The organism is Immundisolibacter sp. (assembly GCF_041601295.1).
GTDB lineage: Bacteria > Pseudomonadota > Gammaproteobacteria > Immundisolibacterales > Immundisolibacteraceae > Immundisolibacter.
The window spans coordinates 1-11,203 of record NZ_JBFIII010000095.1 but is presented as its reverse complement, the minus strand read 5'-3'; the positions used below and the strand labels follow the sequence as shown (position 1 = coordinate 11,203).

Annotated in this window: 12 protein-coding genes; 2 read left to right on the top strand and 10 right to left on the bottom strand. The window is 65.4% G+C overall.

Going from position 1 to position 11,203, the window contains the following annotated elements; translation table 11 throughout:
- Nucleotides 1–93 precede the first annotated feature (93 nt).
- The 10 genes from ABZF37_RS11700 to gstA form a co-directional block, all read right to left on the bottom strand.
- The gene (locus ABZF37_RS11700) at nt 94–405 is read right to left on the bottom strand and encodes a hypothetical protein (RefSeq protein ID WP_372720110.1); all 312 of its coding nucleotides are present in this window, start codon (nt 403–405) and stop codon (nt 94–96) included.
- 275 nt (nt 406–680) lie between these two features.
- On the bottom strand, nt 681–1,343 hold the full coding sequence (locus ABZF37_RS11695; protein ID WP_372720108.1) for a LuxR C-terminal-related transcriptional regulator: 663 nt from the start codon (nt 1,341–1,343) through the stop codon (nt 681–683).
- A gap of 221 nt (nt 1,344–1,564) precedes the next feature.
- Nucleotides 1,565–2,308, bottom strand: coding sequence for an S-methyl-5'-thioinosine phosphorylase (locus ABZF37_RS11690; protein WP_372720106.1), 744 nt, complete (start codon nt 2,306–2,308; stop codon nt 1,565–1,567).
- Nucleotides 2,305–2,862 (bottom strand): hypoxanthine-guanine phosphoribosyltransferase, encoded by a 558-nt coding sequence (locus tag ABZF37_RS11685; RefSeq protein ID WP_372720104.1) that lies wholly within the window; start codon nt 2,860–2,862, stop codon nt 2,305–2,307. The genes ABZF37_RS11690 and ABZF37_RS11685 overlap by 4 nt, the downstream gene beginning before the upstream one ends.
- Nucleotides 2,859–3,776 carry a UTP--glucose-1-phosphate uridylyltransferase GalU gene (gene galU / locus ABZF37_RS11680; RefSeq protein ID WP_372720102.1) on the bottom strand — a complete coding sequence of 306 codons (918 nt, stop codon included), beginning with the start codon at nt 3,774–3,776 and terminating at the stop codon, nt 2,859–2,861. The genes ABZF37_RS11685 and galU overlap by 4 nt, the downstream gene beginning before the upstream one ends.
- 36 nt (nt 3,777–3,812) lie before the next feature.
- Nucleotides 3,813–4,652 (bottom strand): polyamine aminopropyltransferase, encoded by an 840-nt coding sequence (speE, locus tag ABZF37_RS11675; RefSeq protein ID WP_372720100.1) that lies wholly within the window; start codon nt 4,650–4,652, stop codon nt 3,813–3,815.
- 3 nt (nt 4,653–4,655) lie between these two features.
- A complete protein-coding gene (locus ABZF37_RS11670) occupies nt 4,656–5,138 on the bottom strand; it encodes a pyruvoyl-dependent arginine decarboxylase (protein ID WP_372720098.1) in 483 nt (160 codons plus the stop codon).
- 57 nt (nt 5,139–5,195) lie between these two features.
- Nucleotides 5,196–5,810: an SPOR domain-containing protein gene (locus tag ABZF37_RS11665; protein ID WP_372720096.1), complete on the bottom strand. Its 615-nt coding sequence runs from the start codon at nt 5,808–5,810 to the stop codon at nt 5,196–5,198.
- Nucleotides 5,810–7,573 carry an arginine--tRNA ligase gene (gene argS / locus ABZF37_RS11660; protein WP_372720094.1) on the bottom strand — a complete coding sequence of 588 codons (1,764 nt, stop codon included), beginning with the start codon at nt 7,571–7,573 and terminating at the stop codon, nt 5,810–5,812. The genes ABZF37_RS11665 and argS overlap by 1 nt, the downstream gene beginning before the upstream one ends.
- A gap of 384 nt (nt 7,574–7,957) precedes the next feature.
- Complete coding sequence (gene gstA, locus ABZF37_RS11655; protein WP_372720092.1) at nt 7,958–8,569, bottom strand: glutathione transferase GstA; 612 nt, start codon at nt 8,567–8,569, stop codon at nt 7,958–7,960.
- 199 nt (nt 8,570–8,768) lie between these two features.
- On the opposite strand from gstA, the gene ABZF37_RS11650 reads away from it, so the two are divergent.
- Both ABZF37_RS11650 and ABZF37_RS11645 read left to right on the top strand, forming a co-directional pair.
- A complete protein-coding gene (locus tag ABZF37_RS11650; protein WP_372720090.1) occupies nt 8,769–9,629 on the top strand; it encodes an SDR family NAD(P)-dependent oxidoreductase in 861 nt (286 codons plus the stop codon).
- Between the two features lie 56 nt (nt 9,630–9,685).
- The gene (locus ABZF37_RS11645; RefSeq protein WP_372720088.1) at nt 9,686–11,167 is read left to right on the top strand and encodes a leucyl aminopeptidase; all 1,482 of its coding nucleotides are present in this window, start codon (nt 9,686–9,688) and stop codon (nt 11,165–11,167) included.
- The last annotated feature ends 36 nt before the right edge of the window (nt 11,168–11,203 follow it).

Below are 11,203 nucleotides of genomic sequence, written 5' to 3'. Positions count from 1 at the left end.
GCGAGAGCTCGACACGGTTCAGGAGGCAGTGCGTGTACCGACCTGCAGCATGCACCGGGAACTCTGGCGTTTGGCGCCCAAGGCCTGAGTCGTTCAGGCCACCGAACGACGCGCGGACGCACTGAACAGATCAAGAACCCGTAGCACGTCATGCAGACGCAGACTGCCGTCGTCAATCACATCATCATGCTCGATCACGTCGGCATCCAGTACTGCGGTCGAGCCAGGTGCCACGTACAGGTCCATACCGGAAAGTAGACGTACATTGGCGGCAGAGTCCAGAGCAGCGATTAACATGTCGCCGCCGAACAGCGGGTCGTGCAGCCGTAACTGGCGCGCGTGTCCAGCCATGTCGACCGCGGTTACCCGACCGCATACGGCGCTGATTGATCCGACTTGTTCCACAGTTTGCTGCCCCGGTATTGCCACCGTTTGGTGGCCTTATGGGACGTGAATATGCCTTTCTGGGCAGGCGCAAGGCTACTGGACTATGGTGCGGATGGGAGCCTGGCCATGTACTGCAAGCCTGCCGCTTGGGGCGAGCCCGCTAGGGGAGCGCTGAATAAACCCATTCTGAATTTCCCAGCGCGCACCGGAAATGCTTGATTTCCCGTTGGCGTACAGCCATCGATTTTGGTACTGCGTGCGCTGCGGGAGCCGCCGAATAGATCAGCGGTTCCCTAGCTGAGCGCTATCGCCGGGTTGCCATGCCGAACCCGGTTGGTCACCAGCAGCGCCAGCTGCAGCCGGTCGCGCACGCCAAGCTTGGCGAATACCGACCCCAGATGCGCCTTGACGGTACGTTCGGTAATGCCCAGCTGCTGGGCGATGATCTTGTTGCTGTAGCCACCGCCGATGAGGCGGGCAATCTCTCGCTCGCGGGAGGTTAGCGCGTCCAGATCCACGCCGTCATCGGCGTCGGCCCGGGCGGCCGCGGGGTTCCCAACCAACGCAACCAGCCGGTCGATCAGGCGTCGGCCCACCCAAACTTCACCGAGTTGCACGGTCTCCACCGCCTTGCTCAGGAGCCGCGGGTCGATATGAACATTGCAGTAGCCGCGGGCACCGGCGCGAAGCATGGTAATGCCCTCGTCGTCGCTGGGTTGATGGCTCATGGTGATGATGCGGGTATCCGGACTGAAATCATTGAGGTTGGCGACCCCGCCAGCGCCGCGCAGGTCGCCAAACGCCAGGTCCAACAACAAAACCTGGGGTCGCCGCCCGGACAGTGTGCCCTCGGCCTCGTCCATCTGGGACACGCGACGCACCAGGGTGCCGCGGCTAGCCACCGCCACCGCCCACCGGTCCATCAATGATGTGTCTTCGCTCGCCAGCAAAATCATGAGCCCTGTCCCATTAGTTTTATTCCCTGGGTGACACAGGCTGCACACTCAGTGCGCCGCGCCGGGTTTAGCCCCTGCTGCTGGTATCGGCCGCTGCGCGCGGTTCTTGAGTGGAATGGACGCGACGGCGTAAACGGCCAGTGCCGTTGCGCGGTGGGTGGTCAGTGTCAGGTGAGCCGCAGCAAACCGAGGGGTTCCCCTCAGCCGAGCGTCTTGGCGGGTCAGACGCGCCCGGCGAGCTGGGGCAGAGCTTCCAACAGCAGGCTTTGCGCGCAGGCGATGCCGCTTGCCAGGTGCTGTTCGATTTCAGCCAGCAGACTGCTGCTGCCGCGCCCGGCGGCGCGGTTGGCGACTAAGGCCAGGCACGCGTAGGGCAGGGCAAGTTCCCGCGCCAGGGCGGCTTCTGGCATGCCGGTCATGCCCACGATGTGGCAGCCGTCGCGTTCCAGGCGGTCGATCTCGGCGCGGGTTTCCAGGCGCGGGCCCTGGGTCGCGGCATAGGTGCCGCCGTCCCTCAGGTCGACGCCGCTGGCAACGGCAGCGTCGTGCAGCGCCTTTCGCACCACGGCATCGTAGGGCTCGGTGAACTCGACGTGCTGAACGGTCTGGTCGGTACCGTCAAAGAAGCTCGCCTCGCGGCCACTGGTGTAATCGATGATCTGGTCCGGGAGTACCAGCGTGCCTGGCCCGATATGTGCGCTGATTGCGCCGACGGTCGCCACCGCGACTATGGCGCGCGCGCCGACGGTTTTACACGCCCACAGGTTGGCGCGGTAATTGATGCGGTGCGGCGGCAACGTGTGATCCGCGCCGTGGCGCGGCAGAAAACACACCGCCACGCCATCGATGTCGCCGCACAACAGGGGCGCGGCCGGGTCGCCAAAGGGTGTCGTCAGCGTGGTGGGCGCGAATCCGTCTAGGCGAGACCAGTGATCGAGGCCGGAGCCACCGATGATGGCGATCATGGCTGGTCGCTCACCGCGTAGATGCCGGGCACGTTGCGCAAATAGCCCTTGTAGTCCATGCCCCAGCCAAACAGATAGCGATCCGGCGCGGTGAGGCCGACGAAATCAGCCTCGATCGGCGCTTGGCGCTGACAGCGCTTGTCGATCAGAACCAGACTGTGCACGCTGGCAGCGCCCTGGTGGCGGCAAAACTCGACCAGGGCGGCCAGGGTGATACCCCGGTCGAGCACATCATCGACCACCAGTACATGCCGTCCGGACAAGGCGACGGTCGGCGTTACTTTCCAACTGAGTTTGCCGCCCGTGAGCGAGCCCGCATACCGCGTAGCGTGCACATAGTCGAACTCCAGCGGGAAATCGAGCTGCGGCAGCAGATGGCCGGCCAGCACCACGCCGCCGGTCATCGGGCACAGCAGGACCGGGTTCTTATCCCGCAGCGTGGCAGTGACCTCGCCCGCCAGACGATCGACAGCCGTGCGTACGGTCGGCTCGTCGTACAGGCAGTCCGCGGCATGGTAGACCGCCCACGCCTCGGCAGCCGGCTCATCGGTCACAGGCGCGGCTCAAACGACTCCGTGGCGCGCGCAAGCAGGAACTCCTTGAACGCAGCACCCAGCTCCGGGTGGCGCAGGCCGTACTCGATGGTCGCCTCCAGGTACCCCAGCTTGCTTCCACAATCGTAGCGGTGCCCCGGGATGTTGTAAGCGAACAGGCGCTCGTATTTGATCAATTCAGCAAGTGCGTCGGTCAGTTGGATTTCGCCCCCGGCACCCCGCCGGGTGCTGCGCAGCAAGTCGAACACGCGAGGTGTCAGCACATAGCGGCCGACCACGCCCAGGTTGGACGGCGCGTCTTCCGGGGCGGGTTTTTCGACGATGTCGTCGACCTCGTACAGGCCGTTGCCGGCCGGCCGCGGGCGCACCACGCCGTAGCGGCGCGAGAACTCAATGGGGATTTCCTCGACGCCGACGATACTGGCCCCGCGCTGCTCGTACACGTCGATCATGTCCTTCAGGCAGGTGGCCGTGTGCAGACCCGGGTCGCGGGCGGCGATCAGGTCGTCGGCCAGCAGCACGGCAAACGGCGCATCGCCGACCACCGGTGCCGCGCACAGCACCGCGTGGCCCAGACCCAGCGGCGCGGCCTGGCGAATATAGATGCAGGTGACGTTCGGTGGCGTGATGTTGCGTACCAGTTCCAGCATCGCCGTCTTGCCGTTTTTTTCGAGCTCCGCTTCGAGTTCGTAGGCGGTGTCGAAGTGGTCCGGGATAGCGCGCTTGCTGCGTCCGGTGATGAAGACCAGCTCGGTTATGCCGGCTTCCACCGCTTCCTCCACCGCGTACTGGATCAGAGGCTTGTCCACTACCGGCAGCATTTCCTTGGGGTTGGCCTTGGTGGCGGGCAGGAACCGCGTGCCGAGGCCGGCAACGGGAAACACCGCCTTGGTGACGCGTCTGATGGCCGTCATCGGTACTGACTCCTCATTGGGCTCAAAGGGCGGCGATTAGCCGATCATGAACTGCGCCGGGGCCAGCGCCCCGCGGTGGCGGGCAGCGTTGTAGTAGCGGCTGGCAAACGGTGTCCGGGCCTGGCCTTCGCCGCGAAACGCGTTGGCCGACCCGTCACGCGCACCGATGGTGACGCTCCACCAGCCTGACGGATACGTGCACTGCGGAAAATCGACCGTGGCAACATCGGCAAAGCCAGCGGTTTTCAGGTCCCGCTGCATGGCACGGATCAGGTCGGCGTGGAACAGCGGTGACTCGCTCTGCGCCGCCAGCACGCCGCCGCCGGCCAGCGCGCGCTGGCAAGTGCGGTAGAACTCGACGCTGAACAGGCCCTGTGCCGGGCCGACCGGGTCGGTCGAGTCGATCAGGATCACGTCGTAGCTGCCCAGCTCGGCATCCGCCACCCAGGCGATGCCGTCCTGGAAATACAGTCGTGCGCGCGGGTCGAAGCTGGCCGCGTGCAAAGTGGGGAAATGCAGCGCCGCCGCCTCGGTGACCGCCTGGTCCAGTTCGACCATGTCCACCTGCTGCACGCTGTCGTGCTTGATCACCTCGCGCAGCGTGCCGCAGTCGCCACCGCCAATGATCAGCACCCGCCGGGGCGCGGCATGGGTGAACAGCGCCGGATGCGTCAGCATCTCGTGGTACACGAACTCGTCGCGCTCGGTGACCATGACCAGGCCATCCAGGGTCATCAGTTTGCCAAAGCGCGTGGTCTCGAACACCTCGACGCGCTGGAACAGCGACTGGAAGTCGTGAATCTTGTCGTTTATTTCCAGGGAGATGGCGCTGCCTTCCCCGGCCCATTGTTCGGTGTACCAGGTGTCGTCGGGCATCGCTCAGGCCTCGTGGTGCCACAGCGCGACGGCGGCGAACACGCAGCCGATTTTTTCCACCTGCATGTCGATAGCCTGCGATTTCAGCTCGCGAATTTCCCAGCCACGCATTTTCATGCCTTCCTCGACCATGCGCCGTACCACCCGTTCGGCATCCTCGCGGTGGCCGTGGGAGTGGTACTCCATGATCAGGCCCGGCTTGGCCGGATCGTGCGACCAGGCGGCGGCGACCGCCGCGCAGATCATGGACCCGGGGATGTCCGACTCCATTGCCGCGTAAGCGATCGGTACCAGCGCGCCCGGCGGTAGGTGCATTTCCGCCACGTCGACCTCGCGGGTGGCCGGCGGCACGATGGACGACATTTTCACCAGATTGGTGTTGCCGACACCGGCGTCGAGCAGGGCGCCGTCGAAAGCGTTCAGCGGTGTGAAGCCCTCGCTGCGGCCGGACACGAAAGCGTGCAGGGTGGGGGTCTGAGTAATCATGGCGTGGACCGGTCTCCGAAAGCGATCAAATTCAGGCAGGCAAAAAACGGGGGGCCATCAGGGCGTGCGCAGTTCCAGCAACATGGTCGTGATGTCGGCGTTGCGCAGCTGCCGTTGCACGGTCTCGGCGTCGGCCCGGGTATTGAACGGACCCACGCGAATGCGGTGCCAGGTTTCGCCATTGATGCTGACCACCTGTATCTGGGCCACCATGCCCTGGAGCGCAAGACTGGCGCGCAGGCGCTCGGCGTCGACAGCGTTGCGCGAGGAGCCGGCCTGCAGGATGTAGCGCCCGTCCGCCGCCGGGGCAGCCAGCGGCGGCGGTGTCGGCTCTGCGAGCGGCGCCGGCGCGGGAGGTGTTGTGTTGCCCGGTGGCGCTTGTAAGGCGGGCGGCATCGCCGTCGGGCGCGCCGTGTCGGCCGACTGACTGGGCACCGGCACTTCGAGCTCCGGCAAGATGGTATAGAACTCGAATTTCGGTTTGGGGCCGCTGAGCTTCACGTCGTCCTTGGGCATCTCGATGGCCACCGGGACCGCCTGCTGGGCCGGACTCAGCACCACAAAATACACGGCTGCCGCGGCGATGATGCCGCTGGCAAGGCCGGTCATGAAGCCGCGTCCCCAGATCACTCCGCTGCCGGCGCGCTGGGCGCCGCGTCGTTTGTTGGCCATCACATGTGCTCCGGCGCCGAAACGCCAAGTAGACGCAGTCCATTGCTCAGCACCTGCCGTACAGCCGATACCAGGGTCAGGCGGGCGTTGCGCAAGGTGGCGTCATCCACCAGGAACGGGTGGTTGTTGTAGTAGGCATGGAACTGTCCTGCCAGCTCGCGCAGGTAGTAAGCAATCTGGTGTGGTTCGTGCGCCAGGGCGGCAGTCTCGATCAGTTCCGGGTAGCGGTTGAGGCTGGCAGTCAGCTCGAGTTCCGGCTGCTCGCCCAGCACTGCAAGCTCGTTCGCGGAGTTGGGCAGGTCGAACTTCAGGCCCCGCTCCGCGAGCTGTCGCAGCACCGCGCCGATGCGGGCATGCGCGTACTGTACGTAGTAAACCGGGTTCTCGTTGCTGTGTGAGCGCGCCAGCTCAAGATCGAAGTCCAGGTGCTGATCGCACTTGCGCAGCACGTAAAAAAACCGCGCCGCATCGCTGCCCACTTCCTCACGCAGCTCGCGCAGGGTCACGAACTCCCCACTGCGGGTGGACATCGATACCTTCTCCAGGCCCCGGTACAGCACTGCGAACTGGACCAACAGCACGGTAAGCCGGTCGGCATCGCCGCGCAGGGCACACAGCGCCGCGCGAATGCGGTCCATATAGCCGTGGTGATCCGCGCCCCAGATATTGATGATGCGGTCAAAGCCGCGCTCCAGCTTGTCCAGGTGGTAGGCGACGTCGCTGGCAAAGTACGTGGGTTCGCCGTTTTCCCGAATTACCACGCGGTCCTGGCGATCCCCAAACGCGGTGGCGCGGAACCACCAGGCGCCGTCTTTCTGATATAGCTGATCGGCCCCACGCAGGGTCTGAATGGTGCGATCCAGGGCGCCGCTGTCGACCAGACTGCTCTCGCGGTACCAACGATCGAATGTGACCCCGAAGGCGACCAGGTCGTCGTCAATGTCGGTCAGGATAGTGTCGCAGCCATGGCGGTGCAGGCGAGCATAGTCGGTGGCGCCCAGCAGCAACTTGGCCCGGCCAATCACCGCATCGAGGTACTGATCGGCATCACCGCCCTGCGGGCCGTCCGCCGGCAGGCCGTCCAGAACCGCCGCTGCAGACCTCTGAAACCCGTCGCTGACGTGTTGTTCCAGCGTGGTGGCGATGGCGCGTACGTAATCGCCGCGATACGCACCGGCCGGGAACGGCAGTTGTTCGCCCAGGAATTCCAGATAACGCAGCCAAACGCTGATCGCCAGGATGTCCATCTGCCGCCCGGCATCGTTCACGTAGTACTCGCGTTCCACCTGGAAGCCGGCGGCTTCCAGCAGGTTGGCGAGACTGGAGCCGTAGGCGGCGCCACGACCGTGGCCGACATGCAGCGGACCGGTCGGGTTGGCTGACACGAATTCCACCTGCACCCGCTGCCCGGCGCCAACCGGGCTACAGCCATAGGCATTACCGGCGGCCAGGATGTCGAGCAGGCAGCCGAGCTGAGCAGTCGGATGCATGAAAAAATTGATGAAGCCCGGTCCGGCGATGGCCACCCGCAGCACCGCGTCCGCTGCCGGCAAGGCGGCGACGATGCGCTCGGCCAGCGCCCGTGGCGGGCTGCCCGCGGCTTTGGCGAGCGTCATCGCCACGTTGCTGGCGAAGTCACCGTGGGTCTTGTCGCGGGCACGCTCAATGTGCACCTGGGTGACGGCCAGCGGCGCGGGCAACACGCCTTCCTGCTGTAGCCGCGTGAGGGCCTCGGCAACCAGGGTCTGAAGCAGTGAACGCAAAACCGATTCCTGCGCGGAGAATGGCGGGGGGAGTGGACGGGCCGGTACCGGCGTCCGGTGCCATTCTAACAGGCTGCATAAACCTGCCGATGGCGGCCCTGGCTGTTGCTAGCCGGTCGTCAAGGCTAACGGCTGCCTCAGAGCCCTGCGTTTGGGGCGTCTGATTCGTGACGTACACCGGCACCTTGCGCACGGTCGCCGACAGGTGATGGCGACGTGTGAGACAGGCGGTGCTGGGCGAGCCCTGCTGCCGGAATCTGAGCCTCTACGGAATCGCGGATCTATGCCGCGCTTGCCTGGCTCAGTTGCCAAGACAAAAAAACCGGACCCGCCATGGGGCAGGTCCGGTTCGTGTCAGCCCGGCGAGGCCAAGCGGCAGAGCGCTTAGCCGGTCAGGCCTTCGGCTTGCATCGTGGCCTGCACCGTCGGTCGGCTCATCACGCGGCCGGCGTAGGCGCCGATGTTCTGCCAGGCGGAGGTGTCGAATTTGACGAACTGGCACCAGCCCAGGACGGTTCCGAAGTAGGCATCCGCCACCGTGAAGGTGTCACCCAACAGGTACTGCTTGCCGGCCAGCTGCTCGTTCAGGTAGGCCATGCGCTTGGTGATGTTGGCGGAGGCGTTCTCCTTCGCTTCCGCGCTGGCCGCCGGGTTGAACAGCGGGGTAAAGTTCTTGTGCAACTCGGTGGAGATGAAGTTCAGCATCTCCATGAGCCGGTAGCGCTCCAGCGTGCCTGCGGCCGGCGCCAGGCCGCTGGCTGGTTTCTGATCGGCGATGTACTGCAACACCACGCCGACCTCGGTCAGCACCTGGCCGTTGTCCAGCTTCAGTGCCGGCACGTATCCCTTGGGATTGATGCTGGAGAAATCGGCACCGGTGTCAGTCTTGCCGCCGCCCATGAGATCGACTTTCTCAAGGTCGAAATTCAGGCCTGTTTCGCGCAGTGCGATGTGCGCCGCCATCGAACAGGCGCCGGGAAAGTAATACAGCTTCATGGAACGCTCCTCACGTGGTTGATGATTCGAGGGTGCCGCGCGTGTCGTGCGGTAATCGGCAGGAAGGATGCGGTTCGTGCCGGTCGTCGACCCATGTGGGCCGGACCGCGGCGTTCCGTGCACGCCTTCCAGCGACAAGGGTAACTCAGCCTTACGATACTGACCTCAGGGCACGGCATCGCGGGACCGGTGGCTGGCTGTGAGTCATTCGGATTGCGACACCCTGAGCGTGCTGATCGCCGGTTACGGCGATCTGGGCCAGCGCATCGGTCGACTGCTGACAGGGCAGGGCAGGCACGTGGTGGGCCTGCGCAGGCACGTGGAAACTGTGCCCGCAGGTGTTGAGCTCATGGCGGTTGACCTCGCCGCAGGCGTGCCTGACCTGCCGGCCTTCACGCAAGTCGTGTTTTGCGCCGCGCCCGATGGCGGTGATCCGGCCGCTTACCACGCGGTTTACGAAACCGCCTGGGGCAACCTGCTGACGGCGCTCGCGGCCATGTCAGAGCCGCCGCAGCGCGTACTGCTGGTGACCAGCACACGCGGCTACGCACAGAACGACGGCGGCTGGGTGGATGAGGACTCGCCGGTCGGTGCCCGTGACCCGCAGACCGCAAGCCTGCTGGCAGCGGAGGCCATGCTGCGCCGGTCTGGTTTGCCGGGCCTGGTGCTGCGCCTGGCTGGTCTGTATGGCAGTGGCGAAGGCCCGCTGCTGCGCAGTCTGCGCGAGGGGCGAGCAAGCCGGGCGGCGGGACCTGCGCGCTGGAGCAACCGCATCCACCGCGACGACGCGGCGCGCGCTGTGGCGCATCTGCTGGGCCTGGCCGATCCGGCGCCCTTGTACCTGGGGGTGGACAGTGAACCAACCGACCATGGCCGCCTGCTGTGCGAGCTCGCCGAGTGGCTGCGCTTGCCGGCGCCGCCGATGGTCGAGTTGCCCCCGCCCGCCGTGAACCGACGTTGTCGCAATGTGCGGTTGTTGGCAAGCGGCTTTCGCTTTTTGTATCCAGGCTTTCGGGAAGGTTACCGAGCACTGTTGGCCGCATCGGGTGGTCGATCCTGAACGCCCGCCAGCCGCTGCTAGAATGACCTCACTTCCTGTCGCGGAGCCGCATTCCCATGCAGTTTGAACTTACCCGCCTGCCGGCATCGCAGGAGCCACGTGGCTGCGTTGTCGTAGGCGTTTACGCCTCGCACGCGCTGACGCCTTCCGCGAAGCAGCTCGACCAGGCCAGTGGCGGCGCCATCACGGCCGCTGCCAAGGCCGGTGACATCAGCGGCAAGCCTGGCGATACCTTGATGTTGCGGGCACTGCAGGGCGTGGCGGCACAGCGCGTGCTGTTGGTCGGTTGCGGTAAGTCTGGCGAGATTGACGAAGGGGCTTATCAGCGTGTCGTCGCCGCGGCGGCGGCGGCGCTCGGCAAGTTGCACGCTGCCGACGCCGCTTTCTACCTTACTGAGCTTGCCGTCGCCGGGCGTGACGAGGCCTGGCGTGTGCGTGCTGCCGTTGCCGCGACCAGTCATGCCCTGTATCAGTTTACCGAATACAAACGCGAGCCCGGTCGCCGGCACTTGAAGACGCTGGCCATTGGCTGCCGGGCACGGGGCGGCAAGCCCCTGGAAGCCGCCCTGGCGCAGGGCCAGGCGTTGGCCGAGGGCGTGCGCCTGGCGCGCGATCTTGGCAATCACCCGGCCAATGTCTGCACGCCGGGCTATCTCGCCGACCAGGCGCGTGGATTGGCCAAGAAACACGGCCTCGTGGTCGAGGTGCTGGACGAGGCACAAATGGGCGAACTGGGCATGGGCGCCCTACTGGCGGTGTCCTGGGGTAGCCGGGAGCCGGCCAAGCTGATCGTGCTCAAGCACCAGGGGGGCAAAGCCAAGTCGGCGCCAGTGGTTTTGGTTGGCAAGGGTGTGACCTTCGATTCGGGCGGCATTTCGATCAAGCCCGCGGCGACCATGGACGAGATGAAGTTCGACATGTGTGGCGCGGCCTCCGTGTTTGGCACGCTCAAGGCAGCGGCGCTGCTGAAGCTGCCGCTGAACCTGATCGGTGTGGTGCCGACCAGCGAAAACCTGCCGGATGGAAATGCTGTCAAGCCTGGCGATATCGTCACGACCATGGCCGGCAAGACGGTCGAGATCCTCAATACCGACGCCGAAGGCCGGCTGCTGCTGTGCGACGCGCTCACTTACTGCGAGCGGTTCAAGCCGGAGGTGGTGATCGACATCGCCACGCTTACCGGCGCCTGCGTGATTTCGCTTGGCGGTCACGCCAGTGGCCTGCTGGGCAACGACCAGAAGTTGATGGACGCGCTGCTCGACGCCGGCCGCAGCGCGCACGACCGGGCCTGGCAGCTGCCGCTGTGGGACGACTATAAGGAGCAGCTCCGGAGTCCGTTCGCCGACTTGCCGAACGTGGCTGGCCGCGAGGCCGGCACCATTACCGCGGCGGCGTTTTTGTCCGCGTTTACCGACAAGCTGCGCTGGGCGCATCTGGATATTGCCGGCACCGCCTGGAAGAGCGGCAAGGAAAAATCCGCCACCGGCCGACCCGTGGGGCTGCTGTTGCAGTATCTGCTTGATCGTGTCGGCGCCTGATGGCCGAAGTCGACTTTTATGTATTGCAGGGCGAGT

Bases quoted from the DNA above. Each gene is read 5' to 3' on its own strand.
- gstA (WP_372720092.1), bottom strand. From the start codon at position 8,569: ATGAAGCTGTATTACTTTCCCGGCGCCTGTTCGATGGCGGCGCACATC.
- galU (WP_372720102.1), bottom strand. From the start codon at position 3,776: ATGACGGCCATCAGACGCGTCACCAAGGCGGTGTTTCCCGTTGCCGGC.
- ABZF37_RS11645 (WP_372720088.1), top strand. From the start codon at position 9,686: ATGCAGTTTGAACTTACCCGCCTGCCGGCATCGCAGGAGCCACGTGGC.
- ABZF37_RS11665 (WP_372720096.1), bottom strand. From the start codon at position 5,810: ATGGCCAACAAACGACGCGGCGCCCAGCGCGCCGGCAGCGGAGTGATC.
- ABZF37_RS11690 (WP_372720106.1), bottom strand. From the start codon at position 2,308: ATGATCGCCATCATCGGTGGCTCCGGCCTCGATCACTGGTCTCGCCTA.
- ABZF37_RS11670 (WP_372720098.1), bottom strand. From the start codon at position 5,138: ATGATTACTCAGACCCCCACCCTGCACGCTTTCGTGTCCGGCCGCAGC.
- speE (WP_372720100.1), bottom strand. From the start codon at position 4,652: ATGCCCGACGACACCTGGTACACCGAACAATGGGCCGGGGAAGGCAGC.
- ABZF37_RS11695 (WP_372720108.1), bottom strand. From the start codon at position 1,343: ATGATTTTGCTGGCGAGCGAAGACACATCATTGATGGACCGGTGGGCG.